The sequence below is a fragment of the Sporosarcina sp. FSL K6-3457 genome (assembly GCF_038007285.1).
Lineage (GTDB): Bacteria > Bacillota > Bacilli > Bacillales_A > Planococcaceae > Sporosarcina.
The window spans coordinates 1,590,692-1,609,983 of sequence record NZ_JBBOWX010000001.1; the positions used below are offsets into that span (position 1 = coordinate 1,590,692).

The window sequence follows — 19,292 nt, forward strand, 5'->3', positions numbered from 1 at the left end:
CAATTTTGAATTAAAAACTAAAAAGTATCTAGTTGAAATGAGGCATTAGTGATGCAAAACATTTTAGCGATTAACGCGGGAAGCTCTTCTTTAAAGTTTCAGCTTCTTAAAATGGAAAATGAGCATGTAGTAGCAAAAGGACAGGTAGAACGAATTGGTCTTTCAGACTCTATTTTCACGTTGAAATCCGAAAATGGAAAGGTTGAAAAAATTCAAGATATCCCTAATCATGCAGATGCTGTTGCCATGCTACTAACTCTATTGTTGGACGAAGGTATTGTTCGTTCATTCGATGAAATTGACGGTATTGGTCATCGTGTTGTACACGGTGGGGAAGTGTTCAGTGATTCCGTATTGATTACTGAAGAAATCTTATCTAAGCTCGAGGAACTATCCAATCTTGCACCACTGCATAATCCAGCTAATATTACGGGTATCAAGGAATTTAAAAAGGCCTTGCCTAATGTGCCGGCAGTTGCTATTTTTGACACGGCATTTCATCAAACGATGCCAGAAAGTTCGTTCCTCTATCCTTTGCCGTATGAGTATTATGAGAAGTATGGCATTCGGAAATATGGATTCCATGGGACTAGCCATAAGTATGTCACTGAGCGTGCAGCAGAACTATTGAATCGCCCCCTGGAAACAACGCGACTGATTTCTTGCCACCTAGGAAACGGTGCTAGTATTGCGGCTGTTGAGGGCGGTAAGTCGTTAGATACCTCAATGGGCTTTACACCGCTTGCAGGTCTAACGATGGGGACGCGTTCTGGTAATATCGATCCAGCGCTCATTCCATATATTATGGAACAGACGGGGAAATCAGTTGAAGAAGTGCTCGATGTGTTGAATAAACAATCGGGTATGCTCGCTGTTTCAGGATTTTCAAGTGATTTACGTGATATTGAAATTGAAGCATCGAAAGGTAATGAGCGTGCACAGCTTGCTTTAAATGTTTTTGCAGATCGAATCCATAAGTATATCGGATCCTATGCAGCAAGAATGGGCGGTGTCGATGCGATTATTTTTACAGCGGGAATCGGTGAAAACAGTGATGTTATTCGACAAAAGGTGCTGGAAGGCCTTGAGTTCATGGGCGTGTACTTTGATCCGGATTTGAATAACATAAGAGGGAAGGAAGTTCATATTAGCTTCCCATACTCTCCTGTTAAAGTGCTTGTGATCCCGACCAATGAAGAGATCATGATCGCCCGCGATACTGTTCGGGTTGCAGGGTTATAAGTTTATTGATTTGTTTGTAAAAATGGATGGACTTTGCTGTTTTGTGGCGTGAAATAACAATGAGGGCTTCTTAACAAGAAAAAAGAGTTGCTCGATAACTATCCTCGAGCAACTCTTTTTGTCATTTAGCGTCTTCAGCTGTACGTACAACAAGCACATCACATTTCGCAGAGCGGACAATATTTTCAGAAACGCTACCGATCAGGAAGCGTTCAACTGCATTTAATCCTGTTGCTCCACAAATGATTAGATCGGCTTGTAATTTCTTAGAAAGGTCACGTGAAATCATTGTTTTAGGTGAACCATACTCAACGATGATGTTGACATGTTGCACACCTGCTTTTTCGGCTTCAACTTTGTAGTCGTTTAAAAGTTCTTCTGCAAATTTTTGTGCCCGTTCTGCAATTGATCGGTCATAAGCTTCCACAGCAGCATAAGAACGTGTATCAATGATATTTATCAAATTCAAAGTCGCATCATTTCGATCTGCAATGGCCACCGCTTTTTTGAAAGCCCACTCGGATTCTTTTGATCCATCTACGGCAACGAGAATTTGTTTGTATACTAATGTCATCTTACTCACTCCATCCTTAGTTGGTATAGTTACTACTTCGATAATAAGACTGAAAATCCTTTTAATCTATAAAAGAAATCGTTGATAATTACGTGAATGTCACAATTTTGTTACGTTTTTTGTCGAATTCTGCAATTTATTATAAAAGTGTCACATTTAACTGACTAAGTATTCTGCGAATATTGAAAAGTAGAGCGAAATGATTTCTTATCTGATAGAATAAAAGTAACATTGGTCCGCATAATACGTATAAGAAGTTGCTGTGTGACCAACGAAATAATTATTTGGTAGGGGGAAAAACAATGCGTATTGGGGTTCCGAAAGAAGTTAAAAACAATGAAAATCGTGTTGCAATGACACCAGCAGGAGTTTTTAACCTGAAATCAGCAGGGCATGAAGTCTTCATCGAAACGGGAGCAGGCATCGGGTCAAGCTTTACAGATGAAGAGTATCGTGCATCGGGTGCACAAATCGTCGCAACGGCAGAACAAGCATGGGATACTGATATGGTCATGAAGGTAAAAGAGCCAATTGCTTCAGAGTATGGCTATTTCCGAGAAGGACTTATTCTGTTTACCTACTTGCACCTTGCACCTGAAGTCGAACTAACAAAAGCACTGCTTGATAATAAAGTCATTGGAATTGCTTACGAAACTGTTCAACTTCCAAATAATACATTGCCTCTTCTAGCGCCAATGAGCGAAGTGGCAGGACGTATGGCGACGCAGATTGGTGCACAATATTTACAACAAACGAGCGGTGGAAAAGGAATTCTACTAGGTGGTGTACCAGGCGTTTCACGTGGTCAGGTAACGATTATTGGTGGAGGACAAGCAGGAACGAATGCGGCTCGTATCGCGGTAGGTATGGGAGCAAAAGTAACTGTATTAGACTTGTCTGTAGATCGTCTACGTTATTTAGATGAAATCTTTGGCAACGATATTCAGACACTCGTCTCCAACCCATTCAATATTGCCGAATCTGTCAAACATTCGGATCTTGTCATTGGTGCTGTTTTGATCCCAGGGGCAAAAGCACCGAAGTTAGTGTCAGAAGATATGGTGAAATCGATGAAACCGGGTTCTGTGCTTATTGATATTGCGATTGACCAAGGTGGCATTTTTGCAACGTCAGACCGTGTCACAACGCATGATAATCCAACATACGAAAAACATGGAATTGTTCACTATGCAGTGGCGAATATGCCAGGAGCTGTTCCGCAAACATCGACAACAGCTTTAACGAACGTGACTGTGCCATATGCACTTGAAATTGCTAACAAAGGCTATAAACAAGCTTGTTTAGATAATCTAGCTCTTCAAAAAGGCATCAACACATTGGACGGGCATGTAACTTATCAAGCAGTAGCGGCTGATCAAGGTCTCGACTACGTAGTGGCTGAAACGTTATTAAATAGATAATCAAATGACAAAGGCTGCCCATCTGCAAATAGATGGACAGCCTTTTAGCTTGACTGTTTGTTATGGCTGGATAATTTGCAATTCTTTCGGGAACTTCGTCAGTACTTCAACACCGTTTGCGATGACGACAACATCATCTTCGATTCGAACGCCTGTGATGTCAGGATGATAAATACCAGGTTCAATGGTAAACACCATTCCTTCTTCAAGCTCAAGTTCGTTAGTCCCTGTAATCGACGGGAATTCGTGCACGGAAATACCAAGTCCATGACCGACGCGGTGTGTGAAATAATCACCATAACCTGCGTCATCAATAACATCCCTTGCAGCTTTATCGATTTCGAGGGCTTTGACGCCAGGTCGTACCTTATCAATGGCTGCTTGTTCTGCATTCTTCACAGTTTCATAAACTTCACGCATTTTTTCAGACGGCTCACCGAAGGCAACGGTTCGGGTAATGTCTGAACAGTAGCCATTATAGACGACACCGAGGTCAAACAGGATGAAATCTCCCTGTTGGATTTTGCGGTCCCCTGGTGTGCCATGTGGTGAGGCAGTTTTTGGACCAGAAAGAACCATCGTATCGAAGGACATTTTCTCGGCACCTTTTCTCTTCATTTCAAACTCAATTGCCATAAGTATTTCTAGTTCTGTTTTACCTTCGGCAATTTCCTTGCAGCCAACGGCAATCGCATAATCGGCCAGCTCGGCAGCTTTGCGTAAGTTAACCAGCTCATCCTCACTTTTGATATTGCGCATGCTATTTAACTGTTCGTCAAGACGAACGAATGTCGTGTCAGTCAACAGTTGTCCCATGCGTTCGAAGCGTTCAACAGTTAGATGGGATTTTTCGATGGCGATAGAAGTTGGAAGATTCCCGCGTTTGCGAACAGCCTCCATGACAACATCCCAAGCATCCTGTGTATCTTCGTGTCCGACTGCTTCAAAAGACCAGCCAGCTGCCTTCACATCAGGCACTTCCATCAATGGGCAAATGATAAAAGGCTCGGCATCCTTGAATACCATAACGCCCAATAACCGTTCATGTGGATTGCTGTGGAATCCAGTAATGTAGAAGACATTATCAGGCGTTGTGATAAAAGCAGCGTCTACATGCTCATTGTGCAAATATTGTTGAATTTCTTTCACTTTACTCACTCAAATGACCTCCTTTTTGTATAATACAATCATAACAAAAAAGAGGGTTTTCGGGTTGAATAACGAAAAATATAGCTAGTGGATAAAAAACGGAGGAGATATTTTTATGCAGATTTCATATCATGGACATTCCATTGTAAAAATAATGACGGGTAACTATATGATTATCATTGATCCATTCATTACAGGAAATAAGCTAACGGACTTAGTTGTTGGCGATGAAAAGCCGGATATTATAGTGCTAACGCATGGGCATAATGATCATGTTGGCGATACAGTTGCGCTTGCCAAAGCAAGTGATGCACTTGTCATTGCAACCTTTGAACTTGCTGTCTACCTTGGATGGCAAGGTGTGAAAACGCATGGTATGAACATTGGTGGTGCGTGTACATTTGATTTTGGAACTGTAAAATATACGCAAGCATTTCATAGTTCGTCTTATGAGACGGAAGAGAATGACATTATCTATACAGGGATGCCGGCGGGGATTTTATTGACAGTGGAAGGGAAAACAATCTATCACGCGGGAGATACAGCAGTTTTTGGGGATATGGAGATGATTGGCAAGCGTCATCCGATTGATGTGGCTTTCTTACCGATTGGTGATAATTTCACAATGGGCCCTGAGGATGCAGCTTATGCTGTAGAGTTGCTGAATCCGCAAGTAACGGTTCCGATTCATTTCAACACATTTCCGCCGATTGAGCAGGATCCAGAAGTATTTAAAGAACTTGTGACCAATCATGCGGTGAAAATTATGCAGGTGGGCGAGTCGTTTGAATGTTGAACAGTTGAAGCGATTTTTATTCACACTGTAGTCACTCCCTAGCCCTCAGGCATCTTGCGCTTTTCTTTCCCTTTTGTGGTAGAATGACTGTAAGGTCATGATAGGAAAAGGTGAAAACATGGCGACGAAGCATGAATTGATATTGCAACATATTGAAGGGCTTGCCGTAGGTGAAAAAATATCTGTTCGCCAAGTAGCCCGTGCGCTGTCTGTCAGCGAGGGAACGGCATATCGAGCCATTAAGGAAGCGGAGAACCAAAAACTCGTCAATACAATCGAGCGTGTAGGTACGATCCGAATCGAGAAGAAAAAGAAGGAAAATATTGAACGGCTGACATTTGCAGAAGTGCTGAATATTGTCGACGGTCTTGTGCTTGGCGGACGTGGAGGTTTACACAAAACGTTAACCAAGTTTGTGATTGGTGCGATGCAGTTAGACGACATGATGCGCTATATTGACGCGGGCAGTCTGTTAATTGTTGGCAATCGATTAAAGGCGCATGAAACAGCTCTGTTGGCGGGTGCAGCCGTGCTGGTTACGGGTGGATTTGATGCAACAGATGACGTGAAAAAATTAGCGGATGAGCTGGAACTACCAGTTATTTCGACAAGCTATGACACGTTTACTGTGGCCACCATGTTAAACCGCGCGATTTACGATCAGTTGATTGAGAAAGAGATTTTACTGGTCGAGGATATTTTGACGCCGCTAGCAGAAACAATCACCTTGTCAACAAAGGACAAGGTTACCCATTTCAATGAAGTCAACCGTAAGACATCTCACTCGGGTTATCCTGTCATTGAAAAAGGTGGCAAACTCGTAGGAATTATTACTTCACGCGATGCTATCGGTAAATCGGCTGATGACTTGATTGAGAAAGTAATGACGCGTCATCCCATTACGGTTACAGGCAAGACAAGCGTTGCGTCAGCAGGGCATAGCATGATTTGGGAAGGGATTGACTTGATGCCTGTTGTGACGGAGGCGGGGATGCTTGCAGGGATTATTAGTAGGCAGGATGTTTTAAAAGCATTCCAAATGACGCATCGTCAACCACAACAAGGGGAAACCATTGATGATATCGTCAAAAATCAAATGAAAACCTCGACGGATCAGCAAATGACTGTCGAATTTACGGTTATTCCACAGATGACAAACCAATTCGGTTCGTTGTCATATGGTGCATTGACAACATTATTGACCGAAGCAGGGAATAGGGCTATCAAAATGCGCAAGCGCGGGGAAAGTGTTCCTGAAAATATGACATTATATTTCATTAAACATGTTCAATTAGGCAGTGTCGTTGTTGTGGAGCCACGTATTTTGCATATGAGCAGACGATTTGTCAAAGTAGATTTCGATATTCTATCAGAAGGCGATCTTGTGGCAAAGGCTGTGTTTATGTACCAACTGTTTGAACGTTAAGGTTGGTTATTAGAAGTAAAAAGAACAAAAACTGATGCACGAAAGCGCATCAGTTTTTGTTCAACTCATGTTCCTCATCTACGAAGCTTAAATAATGTTTATAGGCACGGTAATTGAAAATACCAACATAAGCCCCGAGTGCGATGAATAGGGCAGCAATTACATATGTTACAATTCCGTCAAAAAGGATTAGTTGATTGATTCCGAAAAATAATAGCAGTCCACCGAGTGAGGAGCCGGCCATGCTGGCAAACATTTTTTTGCGGATAGGAAATACCGATCTTGTTCTAAATTGTCGGGTCTTGAAATAGAAATAGAAGACACCAGAAGCGATAATCAGAAATACTAAAATGAAATTGAACATAAAAGCCCTCCATAAAATACAAACTTCTTTTATTGTAGCGGCTTTTAGAATGAAATGCGACTCGAATATGTCGAGACCTGGAGGAAACAGAAATGAAAAGACAAATCATTGACACAATTGAAAAGTACGATAAAATCATTATTCATCGTCATGTAAGGCCTGATCCAGATGCATATGGGTCTCAAATGGGCTTAAAGGAATTGATCCAAGCGAATTACCCTGGGAAACAAGTATATGCGGTAGGAGCTCATGATGAATCACTGACATACTTAGCGCGTCCCGATCAAGTTGACCAAGCCTTGTACGAGGGGGCACTTGTCATTATTACGGATACAGGCAATACGGAACGGATTGATGGGGAATTTTATACACAAGGTGATCTTCTTGTGAAAATTGATCATCATCCAGATGCGGATCCTTATGGAGATGTAAAATGGGTGAATACGTCTTCGAGTTCAACTTCAGAAATGATTCATTCGTTGTTTGAAGTAGGACAGGCGGAGTATGGTTGGACGATGACGACGGATGCAGCAAGATTGCTGTTTGCGGGAATTGTCGGAGATACGGGGCGTTTCATGTTCCCGAGTACGTCAGTTCACACGTTTGAAGTCGCAAGTGATCTGATTAAATTTGATTTTGATCGTTCGGAATTATTTGCAGGCATGTACGAAGTGAAGCGAGAATTACTACATCTCAAAGGCTATATTTATCAAAACTTTAAGATGGATGATAATGGAGCAGCCTTCGTTAAAATAGATAAGGCTATATTGGCACAGTTTAATGTGACGGCTTCCGACACTTCTCAGCTTGTGGGAGCGCTTGGGGACGTGAAAGGGATTTGTGCATGGGTCATTTTCATTGAGGAAGAGGATCAGATTCGTGTGAGATTGCGCTCGAAAGGCCCTGTTATTAACAAGTTAGCTGCTCAATTCGGGGGTGGGGGACATCCACTTGCTTCTGGGGCATCTGTCCATTCATGGGAAGAGGCAGATGAAGTCATCGCAGAGTTAAAGAAATTATGTGAGTAAAAAAACGGGCGGAGGGATTGCATTGACACTTGTCTATCCGCAAGTAGTGACTGGCGCAGATCTTTTGCGCGGTATCATAAAGCTCGATCGGCTAGCCCCACTTCTGCAAAGGAGAGGGGCTACCTCTGTTGCCATCGTCAATTCGAAATTATACGGGATTCGTTCGTTTTATAATGTGATGAAGAAATATGGGGTTCGCCCTGTTATCGGCTTATCCATTTATGTGGAGGTCAGTGAGACAGAGGCTGTTCTGTTATACATTTATGCAAAAGATGACCAAGGCTATCGTAATTTGTTGAAGATGAGTAGTGCTGTAGCTGTCAGAGATGCTGAAACACTCCCCCTTCATTGGCTGAAAGCTTATAGTGCGGGATGTGTCATTATTTGTTCGGTGACGGATACTTCCTGGAGTGGGTTTTACGACAAAGAAGTATTTCAACGTGTTGTAACGAGTTGTGGCGGGGCGGCGGTTGCGCTAGGGATTAGTAGAGCAGGGGGCGTTAAGCATCCGGATGAAGAGAATATGGAGGCGATAGCGGAGGCAATACATATCCCTATCGTCGCGGTCCATGAATCTCGTTTTCTCAATAAGGATGATGCTTTTGCTTACGAGGTGGCGGACGCAATTCGGACAGGGTATAAGCTAAATGATCCAGCAAGACCGGAACATAATCAGCAAGCTGCATATGTTCCGGAAGAGAGTGAATTGGTGGAATGGTTTATGGATAGACCACAATGGCTCGAAAATATGTCTGATCTGCTAATGTCCTGTGATGTTAGTTTGCCAGCAAGTCAATCGCTCATGCCTGTATTTCCAGTTCCGGTTGGGGAGACAGTCACTTCTTTATTGGAGAAGAACAGCGTAGCTGGCTTGCAGCGAAGACTTGGGACGGTAGAGGGGACTTATGTAGAGCGTCTTCGCTATGAAATTACAATCATTAGTAGTATGGGCTTTGCAGATTATTTTCTTATTGTTGAAGATTTTATGCGTTATGCGAAGGACAATCACATCTTAACCGGCCCTGGCCGGGGATCATCTGCGGGCTCACTCGTTGCATTTGCACTTGGGATAACAGATGTCGATCCCATTAAATATGGACTCATATTTGAACGATTTCTAAATCCAGATCGCGTGACAATGCCTGATATTGATATTGACTTTGCAGATAATCGGCGTGCTGAAGTGATTGACTACGTGGCGCAGAAATACGGCAAAACGCATGTGGCACAAATTATAACATTTGGCACGCTTTCAGCACGGTCTGTTGCTCGCAATGTGGCACGCGTATTTGATTTTACGAACGAAGAAATGGCTTTCTTATCGAAGGAAATCCCAGCGAGACATGCGGGGACATTGGAAGAGGCAGTAGGGCAATCGAAGGCACTTCGTGATTGGCTGGAAATTGACCCAGTGCGTAGTAAGTGGTTAAAAGCGGCAGCAACCATTGAAGGGCTCCCTCGCAATGCATCCACACATGCGGCAGGTGTTATTTTATCTCCCGTACCGCTTGTGGAAATTGTTCCGTTGCAAGGTGGAGGAGATGAAATTTACCTTACGCAATGGCCAATGGGAGATGTTGAAGCACAAGGCTTATTGAAAATGGATTTCCTCGGTTTACGTAATTTAACTTTATTGGACCGAATTAGGTCGATGATTCAGTATGACAAACGAATTCGCTTGGACTTTGAAGCTATTCCCCTCGACGATGAAAAAACATTTAACCTTTTCAGAGCGGGTGATATGACGGGGATTTTTCAATTTGAATCTGAGGGCATGAGAGAGGCATTACGGTTAATTCAGCCGACTACATTTGAGGATCTATTTGCTATTAATGCCTTGTATCGTCCAGGTCCAATGGACAATATTCCCTTATATAGTCGCAGGAAGAACGGTAAAGAACAAGTCACGTATCTTCATCCACAACTTGAGTCGGTATTGAAGGAAACGCATGGAGTGATTATTTATCAAGAACAAATTATGCAAATAGCCGTGCGTATTGCGGGGTTCTCGATGGGAGAAGCAGATTTGTTGAGAAGGTCCATTAGTAAGAAAAACCGTGATACTTTGCAAGAAGGCCGTGCGCGCTTTACACAAGGTGCCATGAAGAATGGATTTCCGGAGAGTGCAGCTGTTGCCGTTTATGATTTGATTGTGAAATTTGCGGATTATGGATTTCCGAAAAGTCATGCGGTTGCATACTCACTTATTTCGTATCGATTGGGTTATTTAAAGGCGAATGAGCCCGCGTATTTTTACGCGGCACTGCTGTCGTCGACAACGGGTAACAATGAGAAGACGATGGAGTTGCTACGTGAATCGAAGGCACGCGGTATCCAAGTTTTTCCGCCGTCTGTGAAGCATAGTCAATATATGTACACCGTTGAAAACGGAGCAATCCGCATGGGCTTAGGGGCAATTAAGGGCGTGACACCTGTATTTTTCGGGGTGCTTAAAGAGGCTAGAAAGTCTGGTGGTAACTGGAAGACCTTGTTTGAAATGGCGGAAGGACTTGGCGTAGAGGCTTTTACAGAGAAGACAATCAATCCACTTGTTAAAGCTGGTGCGCTCGATGAATTTGGCCAATCACGGACTGTGTTACTGGCATCCATTAAAGGGGCAATCAGTCATCTCTTATTTGGCGGGGAGGCAAGCCCAAAGTATACGCCGGCTGAAAGTCAGGAGCGTATGGAGGCGCTGGAATCAGAGAAGGAAGTACTCGGTTTCTATCTTTCTGATCATCCCGCTACAGAAATGAAAGAGGTATTAGGCGGAGGATTTAACGCTATTTCCACGCTTTCCACCGTCAAGGAACGTGAACAAGTGAAAATTGCAGGCCTTGTTACTGATATTAAACGTATCCGTACGAAAAAAGGGGAGGCAATGGCGTTTGTCACGCTTCAAGATGAAACAGGTGATATTTCGTGTACCTTCTTCCCGAGGCAATATGCAGTTTCAGCCAATCAGCTTGTTGAAATGACATGGATTCAACTGGAGGGGACTGTTGAACGTCATAGGGGGAAGCCGCAAATACTTGTGCAGCAGGCAAAAAATAAGTAAGGGGCTTGCGTAATGTGGATGCAGGCCTCTTTTTACTTTGAAGATATTCGACGTTTTCTATTTTTCACTTTACGGCGTGCACTCTTTTCTGTATGCTATAAACAGAAGTGGTCAGACCACTATTCATTTCATTTGTTATTTTATTTTCTAGAGGGGCCGCGCATGCAAAATCCAAAACCATCATCGAAAATGTTTCTTGATATTGTCGGTGAACTAAGAATAATCATTAAAGAAGAAGGCATAAAAACCGGTGGAAAATTACCATCAGAACGGGAATTGGCGGAACGTTTACAGGCGGGGAGATCGACAATCCGTGAAGCGTTACGAAGTTTGGAGCTACTTGGACTGATTGAAACACGCCGTGGAGAAGGGACTTTTCTTGTAGATTTTCAGAAACACCAGCTTGTTGAAGTGCTTGCCGCATTCATCATGCAACAACCCAAGTCCGTCATGGATGTGCAAGAAACAAGAAGGATTCATGAGACGGCTGCGATTGTATTGGTCTGCAAGGATAGCTCGTTACGGTCATTGCCTGTATGGAAAAGTTTGCTTGCGAAAATCGAAATGGATGGGGAAATACTCCGTGAGGATATCATTCGTGAAATGATTATTGCAACCGGAAATCGATTATCGCTTAAAATCTGGTTTTTATTGAAACAATATAGTAGGGTACCTTATCAAGAAATGACGGGTGCTGAAGAAAATAACATCGTTAAAGAAATACTTAACCATTTGCTTGACGGCGATGAATTGAAAACACTGAAAGCCTATTCGGAATGGATGGAGCTAGTTGAAGGCGAAAGAGGGGAAAGAAAGTCATGATTCGCGATATATTTATGAAAAATAAAAAGAGGCGTCCTGTAACGATACCTTCTGATGCGGCAAAAAATGATGTCCCAGAAGGAATTATGACAAAATGTCCGCAGTGTAAAAATATTATTTTGACAAAGGATTTAATGAAAACATTAAAAGTTTGTCCGAAATGTGATCACCATTTGAAAATGACAGCTGCAGAGCGTGTGACATACTTATTTGACGAGGGGACATTCGAGTCAATAGATAATCATCTGAAAACCGAAAATCCACTGCAATTTCCAGCCTATACGGAAAAGATTGAATCAGATGCCAAGAAGACTGGTTTAAACGAAGCTGTCTTGACGGGGACTGGGAAAATTGACGGCCATGAAGTAGCTGTTGCGATTATGGATGCTCATTTCCGAATGGGATCGATGGGGTCTGTCGTTGGTGAAAAAATTACACGTGCGATTGAACAAGCAACTTCATTGGGCATTCCGATGCTTATTTTTTCAGCGAGCGGCGGAGCTCGGATGCAAGAAGGCGTATTATCACTTATGCAAATGGCAAAGACAAGCGTTGCATTGAATCGTCATGCGTCGAAAGGGTTGTTGTTCATTTCTATCATGACTTATCCAACAACTGGTGGTGTATCGGCTAGTTTTGCATCAGTTGGTGACATTAATATCGCCGAGCCAAAAGCACTGATTGGATTTGCGGGAAGACGAGTGATTGAGCAAACGGTAAGAGAAAAGCTACCAGAGGATTTCCAAACAGCAGAATTTTTGTTGGATCATGGTCAGTTAGATGCGGTTGTCCATCGAAATGATATGAAAAACATACTCGCTAAAATTGTCCGGCTTCATGCGAAAGGAGCGAAATGACATGAGTAAAACATTGGCATTTGAAGAACCAATCGTCAGACTTCGTGAAAAAATTAAAGAACTTGAAGAGTTTACGGAGACAAATGAGGTGGATTTGTCTGGAGAAATCGGAACACTAAAAACACGTTTAGTGCGCCTTGAGACAGATATTTATGGTAATATGGAACCGTGGGACCGAGTTCAAGTAGCTAGACACCCGGAACGTCCCACTACGCTGGATTATATAAACGAATTATTCGAAGATTTCATGCAATTGCATGGAGATCGGACATTTGGTGACGATGCCGCTATTGTAGGGGGAATCGCTTCGTTCGAAGAAACACCGATAACGATTATTGGTCATCAGCGTGGGAAAGATACAAAAGAGAATGTCAAACGAAATTTTGGAATGCCTCACCCTGAGGGGTATCGGAAAGCATTACGTCTGATGAAACAGGCCGAAAAATTTGGGCGTCCAATCATTTGCTTCATTGACACGAAAGGCGCATATCCTGGTAAGGCTGCTGAGGAGCGTGGGCAAAGTGAGGCGATTGCGCGTAATCTTGTTGAAATGGCAGGATTGACTGTGCCGGTTATTTCAATTGTAATTGGGGAAGGCGGTAGTGGGGGAGCGTTAGCACTTGGTGTGGCTAATCATATTCATATGTTAGAGCACTCGACGTATTCTGTTATTTCTCCTGAAGGTGCAGCTTCAATTTTGTGGAAAGACTCAAGTCTTGCTAAACAGGCAGCTGAAGCGATGAAAATCACGGCACCTCATTTAAAAGAGATGGGGATTATCGATGAAATTATTCCAGAAGTACTCGGGGGCGCACATCGTGACCCACAAGCACAAGCTGGTTATATCAGAGATGCAATCCGTGTGTCGTTGCAGCAGTTAGAGTCGTTAGACGGTGATGGACTTGTTGATGATCGCTACAATAAGTTTAGACAAATGGGTGTGTTTTCTAGTTAAAGGAAGAGGTGCGAAGAGGCTACATCTTTTCGTATTCGGTGCAGAAACTAATTATACATACACGAGGAGCGATTTTAATGAAAAAGATTGCTGTTTTGACAAGCGGAGGAGATGCGCCGGGCATGAATGCAGCAGTTCGCGCAGTTGTCCGGAAGGCGATTTATGAAGGGTTTGAAGTTGCAGGTATTTACAATGGCTACCAAGGATTGATTGAAGGGAAAATTGAACTGTTAGAGCTTGGTTCTGTAGGTGATATCATCCAGCGTGGTGGAACTATGCTACGTTCTGCCCGCAGTGTTGAGTTCCGAACGGCTGAGGGACGAGAGAAAGCCTTGCAGCAATTGAAGTCACATGGTATTGAAGGCGTTGTTGTTATAGGTGGAGATGGCTCATTTATGGGAGCCCATGAATTAACAAAACTCGGTATTCCTTGCGTCGGTGTTCCGGCAACGATTGACAATGATATTAAGGGTACTGATTTTACAATCGGCTTTGATACAGCGTTGAATACAGTCATTGATGCAATTGATAAAATTCGGGATACGGCTTCATCGCACGAGCGGACATTTATTGTAGAAGTGATGGGCCGTGATGCGGGTGACCTTGCTTTATGGGCGGGACTTGCTGGTGGTGCGGAGACGATTTTGATACCAGAAGAAAAATATGATGTACCTGCAATTATTGAACGGCTAAAAAGTGGGTCAGGGCGTGGCAAGAAGCATAGCATTATCATTGTTGCGGAAGGTGTTATGCCAGCGGTTGAACTTGCAGATTTATTGAAACGTGATGCGGATATTGATACACGTATATCCGTTCTTGGTCATATTCAGAGAGGCGGATCACCTTCTGCTCGCGATCGTGTGATTGCAAGTCAGTTTGGCGCCAGAGCTGTAGAGGTTCTAAAAGAAGGTCGTGGTGGCGTTGCGGTTGGTATGAAAAACAATGGTATCGTAGACTGTGATTTGAAGGATGTTGTTGAATCAACAAACGATTGGAAATCAACAATGTACAAGCTTTCTAAAGAGTTATCTATCTAAAAGCTATATACAGAGCGGTTTTATCATTGGAAAAGAGGCGAGAATGGATGAGAAAGACGAAAATAGTTTGTACGATCGGTCCAGCAAGTGAGTCACCAGAAATACTTGGGCAATTAATTGATGCGGGGATGAACGTTGCGCGGCTGAATTTTTCACACGGTGATCATGCCGAGCATAAGGCACGTATCGATACAATTAGAAAAGTAGCACGTGAAAAAGGACGAGTAGTCGGTATTTTGTTAGATACAAAAGGTCCTGAAATCCGTACACATTCTATGAAAAATGGTGAAGTTGAACTTGTTGCGGGGCAACAAGTGGCAATTTCTATGCAGGAAATTGAAGGAGACCAAGAAAGATTTTCAGTTAGCTATGAAAAACTGATTGAGGATGTTGAAGTAGGTTCGGTTATTCTTCTGGATGATGGATTGATTCAATTAGAAGTGACAGGTAAGGACGAGGCACAAGGGCTTATTCATACATTGATTGTTAACTCGGGTACATTAAAGAACAAAAAAGGTGTCAATGTTCCAGGTGTTTCCGTACAACTTCCGGGAATTACGGACAAGGATGCAGCGGATATCTTGTTTGGTATTAAAGAAGGTGTTGATTTCATAGCGGCATCATTCGTTCGACGTGCTTCTGATGTCATGGAAATTCGTGAAATCCTAGAAGCGAATGATGGATCACATCTACAGATTATTCCAAAAATCGAAAACCAAGAAGGTGTCGATAATATTGATGAAATCATTAATATATCTGATGGTTTGATGGTTGCACGTGGTGATCTTGGGGTAGAGATTCCAGCAGAGGAAGTACCTATTGTTCAGAAAGACCTTATTAAAAAATGTAATCAGGCTGGTAAGCCGGTTATTACTGCTACACAAATGCTCGATTCTATGCAGCGTAACCCACGCCCTACACGTGCGGAAGCGAGTGACGTTGCGAATGCTATAATGGATGGCTCTGATGCAATCATGTTATCGGGAGAAACAGCGGCAGGAATGTATCCTGTCGAATCGGTTCTTACAATGGATCGTATCGCTACAACAACAGAAGATGCGATTGACTATCGTTCAGTTGTATCGACTCGACGTCGTGAAAAACATGGCAATATGACAGATGCGATTGGACAAGCCGCGGCTTATACAGCAATCAACCTAAAAGTGAAAGCCGTTCTTGCACCAACTGAGAGTGGTCATACAGCGAGAATGATTGCTAAATATCGCCCGGGTTGTACTGTTATCGCAGTGACTTCGACTGAAGAATGCTCAAGAAAGCTATCCCTTGTTTGGGGTGTTTATCCGATTGTCGGTAAAAAAGCAACAAACATTGATGAAGTTTTACAGGAATCGGTTGAAGAAAGTGTTAAGCATCAATACGTTGGCCATGGTGATGTAGTGATCATTACTGCTGGTGTTCCTGTCGGTGAGGCTGGAACGACGAATCTGATGAAAATCCATGTCATTGGCGATTTACTAGCTCGAGGACAAGGAATTGGTAGAACTGTTGCATTTGGACGTACAGTTGTTGCGCGCAATGCGGCAGAAGCATTAGCACTCGATACAACAGGTGCTATCCTCGTTACAGTTGGTTCTGATCGGGATATGATGCCGGCCATTGAAAAGTGTGCTGGACTCATTACAGAAGAGGGTGGACTAACTAGCCATGCGGCAGTTGTTGGGCTTAGTCTAGGTATCCCTGTTATTGTTGGCGTTGAAAATGCGACAAAATTGATTAAGCAGGGCAATGAAGTAACAATGGATGCTGAATCTGGTGTTATTTATAACGGACACGCAAGCGTCCTGTAACAATCATTAATTTAGTAAAGGGCTGCTTCCGAATTGATCGGTAAGCAGCCTTTTAAAATAAGGAGGTCGACTACATTATGAAATGGCTAATCCTTGCTTTTATTACAATTCCAGCTGCTGAGCTTGCTTTGCTGATCTATTCAGGGAAAACGCTAGGTCTTTTCCCGACGCTTGCTATTATCCTACTAACGGGTGTAGGTGGCACTTATATGGCAAAACGGCAAGGGCTGAAAGCATGGAACGAGCTTAGAACTCGAATGGCGACAATGGAAACACCCGGGAATGCCTTGATTGATAGCGTCTGTATTTTCTTCGGGGGTATTTTGCTAGTAATGCCTGGCTTTATAACGGATATTGCTGGGCTTTTGCTCATGTTCAAGGGACCGAGAAATATGATTCGCCCTTTTATACAAAAGTGGATTTATAATAAAATGAAAAATGGTCGCATTGTTATGATGTGAATAATGGATGCTGTTTAGCTTTTAGTGCAGCAAATAATAAGAATGGTGTTAGTAAAATTCCAGGTAGCCCAAACAGATAGACCGAGCATGCTGTGATGAAGAAAGCATGAATTGGTTTTAGTTGGAAAGTGGAGGCCCACATATAGGACTCTGCCATCTGACGGGTAATCATTGTGAAGAGGTAAAGAAAAATGATGGCAATTCCGACGTATAAATTATTTGTATAGATAAAGAAAGCTGCCATGGGGAGAAGGAATAAGCCGATTCCAAGAAAGGGCAGACTATCTGCAAGTGAAATTAGAAAAGCTGTGCCGATTGGTGATGTGAATCCGAGAAAGAAAAAACCAATTGTAATAATGATAAATGTCAGGAAAAATAACCGGATTTCTACGGATATAAAGGTCCCAATCAATTGACCTGCTTTTGTAAACATTTTTTTGGCTGGCTGGCGTATAGTAGTTGGGAAATAGACGAGAAACCAGAATCGATTTTTCCCAGACTCCCGCAGTGCAAAAAAATAAGCAACAAGAAAAATGAAAAGGCTAAACAATTGCTGAAATATCGTGCTGATCATTCCAACGGTGTATTCCAGTATGGCATGTCCATATTGGACGACTTTCTCTTCAAGAAAAGTGAATAGCTTTCCCGCGATATCTGTGTTTTTTGTAAATGGTGCAATGTGGCGTTCGACTGCTGGAATGGTGTCTATTAATCCGTGAAGGGCAACAAAAGTGAATGAGCTAAATAAGAATACAATTAGCGTCATGACGAATAGCGTTGCAATTGTTAAAGGTAGTTTTATTATGGCGCGTAGAGACAAAAGAATGGGTGCGGTAAAATAAGCGATAATGACCGCGATAGCAGCCGGAGGAACGGCAAAAAGGAGAATTCCTGTTAAAATAACGGGTAACCATTTAAATAAAATTAATTGGAGATTTTGTTGCTTGTCGCGGTTTGCAGGCATTTTCCTCCTCCCTTTTCCCAAATATAAAAACAAAAATAAGCGTAACCATTCACAAAGATGACGAAATTGATTATAATGGTCGTTGTAAGCGTTTTTGGATAGTTTATTATAAGCAGACTGGCCGTCCTTCTTTTTTTTAGGATTGAACGGCTATACTGAAAGAAGGAGCGATTTACATGACATCAACCAAAGGGTTGGAGGGAGTCGTAGCGACACAGTCAGCAATCAGTTCAATTATTGATGACACACTTACATATGTCGGCTATGATATTGACGATCTCGCAGAGAATGCCAATTTTGAAGAAGTCATTTATCTTCTATGGCATCAACGTCTACCAAAGGAGGACGAGCTTGCAGAGCTGAAAAAACAGCTTGCGGATAATATGGCGGTTCCTCAGGAAGTACTTAATCACTTTAAAACGTATCCAATCGACAAAGTACATCCGATGGCAGCACTTCGTACAGCTGTCTCACTTCTTGGATTATACGACGACAAAGCTGAAGATATGTCTGATGAAGCAAACTACGAGAAAGCAATTAAGCTGCAAGCGAAAATTGCGACAATCGTTACTTCATTTGCACGTATTCGTAAAGGCCTTGAGCCTGTAGCACCAAAAACGGGTCTTAGTTACGCTGAAAACTTCCTGTACATGCTTTCAGGTAAAGAGCCAGAAGCGATTGCGGTTGAAGCATTCGACAAGGCGCTAGTTCTTCATGCTGACCATGAATTGAATGCATCGACGTTTACTGCACGTGTTTGTGTAGCGACGCTTTCTGATTTGTATTCGGGTGTGACAGCTGCAATTGGTGCACTTAAAGGACCACTTCACGGTGGTGCTAACGAGCAAGTTATGAAAATGTTAATGGAAATCGGTTCTGAAGAAAATGTAGAGCCTTATATCCGTGAAAAATTAGCGAATAAAGAAAAAATCATGGGCTTCGGGCACCGTGTATACCGTAAAGGTGACCCACGTGCGAAGCATCTACGTGCAATGTCTAAAAAGTTGACAGCACTTCGTGGCGAAGAGAAATATTACAATATGTGTAGTCAAATCGAAGCAATCGTTACGGGTGAAAAGAACTTGCCACCAAACGTCGATTTCTATTCGGCATCGGTTTATCACTCGCTCGATATCGATCATGATTTGTTCACACCTATTTTTGCGGTTTCCCGCGTATCTGGCTGGATTGCCCATATTCTTGAGCAATATGCAAACAATCGTTTGATTCGTCCACGTGCAGATTATATTGGACCTGGTATGCAAAAATACGTACCAATTAACGAGCGCTAAGAACGAGCAATGAAGTAGTAAAGTTAAAGTATTGACTA

At 42.7% G+C, this 19,292-nt stretch carries 17 protein-coding genes; 13 read left to right on the forward strand and 4 right to left on the reverse strand.

Annotated features, from left to right (window positions below; all coding sequences use genetic code 11):
• Window positions 1-51 precede the first annotated feature (51 nt).
• Complete coding sequence (locus tag N1I80_RS07820; protein ID WP_340737333.1) at window positions 52-1,242, forward strand: acetate kinase; 1,191 nt, start codon at window positions 52-54, stop codon at window positions 1,240-1,242.
• A 121-nt stretch (window positions 1,243-1,363) separates the two neighbouring features.
• Here N1I80_RS07820 and N1I80_RS07825 read toward each other — a convergent pair whose 3' ends face one another.
• Entirely contained in the window at window positions 1,364-1,816 is a 453-nt protein-coding gene (locus N1I80_RS07825; RefSeq protein WP_340737334.1) for a universal stress protein, read from the reverse strand.
• 302 nt (window positions 1,817-2,118) lie between these two features.
• Between N1I80_RS07825 and ald the strand changes: the two genes are divergently transcribed.
• Window positions 2,119-3,237 (forward strand): alanine dehydrogenase, encoded by a 1,119-nt coding sequence (gene ald / locus N1I80_RS07830; protein WP_340737335.1) that lies wholly within the window; start codon window positions 2,119-2,121, stop codon window positions 3,235-3,237.
• Window positions 3,238-3,297: 60 nt separating this feature from the next.
• Here the strand turns inward: ald and N1I80_RS07835 are convergent, their stop codons facing one another.
• Window positions 3,298-4,395 (reverse strand): M24 family metallopeptidase, encoded by a 1,098-nt coding sequence (locus tag N1I80_RS07835; RefSeq protein ID WP_340737336.1) that lies wholly within the window; start codon window positions 4,393-4,395, stop codon window positions 3,298-3,300.
• Window positions 4,396-4,501: 106 nt separating this feature from the next.
• Here N1I80_RS07835 and N1I80_RS07840 point away from each other — a divergent pair, with 106 nt between their 5' ends.
• Both N1I80_RS07840 and N1I80_RS07845 read left to right on the forward strand, forming a co-directional pair.
• Window positions 4,502-5,182: a metal-dependent hydrolase gene (locus N1I80_RS07840; RefSeq protein ID WP_340737337.1), complete on the forward strand. Its 681-nt coding sequence runs from the start codon at window positions 4,502-4,504 to the stop codon at window positions 5,180-5,182.
• Between the two features lie 118 nt (window positions 5,183-5,300).
• Window positions 5,301-6,608 (forward strand): DRTGG domain-containing protein, encoded by a 1,308-nt coding sequence (locus N1I80_RS07845; protein ID WP_340737338.1) that lies wholly within the window; start codon window positions 5,301-5,303, stop codon window positions 6,606-6,608.
• Window positions 6,609-6,657: 49 nt separating this feature from the next.
• Here N1I80_RS07845 and N1I80_RS07850 read toward each other — a convergent pair whose 3' ends face one another.
• Window positions 6,658-6,972 carry a YtpI family protein gene (locus N1I80_RS07850; protein ID WP_340737339.1) on the reverse strand — a complete coding sequence of 105 codons (315 nt, stop codon included), beginning with the start codon at window positions 6,970-6,972 and terminating at the stop codon, window positions 6,658-6,660.
• 92 nt (window positions 6,973-7,064) lie between these two features.
• Here N1I80_RS07850 and N1I80_RS07855 point away from each other — a divergent pair, with 92 nt between their 5' ends.
• From N1I80_RS07855 to N1I80_RS07890, 8 genes are all read left to right on the forward strand, one after another.
• A complete protein-coding gene (locus N1I80_RS07855; protein ID WP_340737340.1) occupies window positions 7,065-8,000 on the forward strand; it encodes a DHH family phosphoesterase in 936 nt (311 codons plus the stop codon).
• A complete protein-coding gene (locus N1I80_RS07860) occupies window positions 7,993-11,058 on the forward strand; it encodes a DNA polymerase III subunit alpha (RefSeq protein WP_340737341.1) in 3,066 nt (1,021 codons plus the stop codon). Before N1I80_RS07855 ends, N1I80_RS07860 begins: the two co-directional genes overlap by 8 nt.
• Before the next feature lie 162 nt (window positions 11,059-11,220).
• Window positions 11,221-11,880: a FadR/GntR family transcriptional regulator gene (locus tag N1I80_RS07865; protein ID WP_340737342.1), complete on the forward strand. Its 660-nt coding sequence runs from the start codon at window positions 11,221-11,223 to the stop codon at window positions 11,878-11,880.
• Window positions 11,877-12,737 (forward strand): acetyl-CoA carboxylase, carboxyltransferase subunit beta, encoded by an 861-nt coding sequence (gene accD, locus N1I80_RS07870; protein WP_340737343.1) that lies wholly within the window; start codon window positions 11,877-11,879, stop codon window positions 12,735-12,737. The genes N1I80_RS07865 and accD overlap by 4 nt, the downstream gene beginning before the upstream one ends.
• 1 nt (window position 12,738) lies before the next feature.
• The gene (locus N1I80_RS07875; RefSeq protein ID WP_340737344.1) at window positions 12,739-13,692 is read left to right on the forward strand and encodes an acetyl-CoA carboxylase carboxyltransferase subunit alpha; all 954 of its coding nucleotides are present in this window, start codon (window positions 12,739-12,741) and stop codon (window positions 13,690-13,692) included.
• A 77-nt stretch (window positions 13,693-13,769) separates the two neighbouring features.
• The gene (gene pfkA, locus N1I80_RS07880; RefSeq protein WP_340737345.1) at window positions 13,770-14,729 is read left to right on the forward strand and encodes a 6-phosphofructokinase; all 960 of its coding nucleotides are present in this window, start codon (window positions 13,770-13,772) and stop codon (window positions 14,727-14,729) included.
• Window positions 14,730-14,776: 47 nt separating this feature from the next.
• Entirely contained in the window at window positions 14,777-16,537 is a 1,761-nt protein-coding gene (gene pyk / locus N1I80_RS07885) for a pyruvate kinase (RefSeq protein ID WP_340737346.1), read from the forward strand.
• A gap of 77 nt (window positions 16,538-16,614) precedes the next feature.
• Window positions 16,615-16,998, forward strand: a complete 384-nt coding sequence (locus N1I80_RS07890; RefSeq protein ID WP_340737347.1) for an FxsA family protein — start codon at window positions 16,615-16,617, stop codon at window positions 16,996-16,998.
• Here the strand turns inward: N1I80_RS07890 and N1I80_RS07895 are convergent.
• Complete coding sequence (locus N1I80_RS07895) at window positions 16,988-17,962, reverse strand: AI-2E family transporter (protein ID WP_340737348.1); 975 nt, start codon at window positions 17,960-17,962, stop codon at window positions 16,988-16,990. The genes N1I80_RS07890 and N1I80_RS07895 overlap by 11 nt on opposite strands.
• Window positions 17,963-18,138: 176 nt before the next feature.
• On the opposite strand from N1I80_RS07895, the gene citZ reads away from it, so the two are divergent.
• A complete protein-coding gene (gene citZ / locus N1I80_RS07900; RefSeq protein ID WP_340737349.1) occupies window positions 18,139-19,254 on the forward strand; it encodes a citrate synthase in 1,116 nt (371 codons plus the stop codon).
• Window positions 19,255-19,292 lie beyond the last annotated feature (38 nt).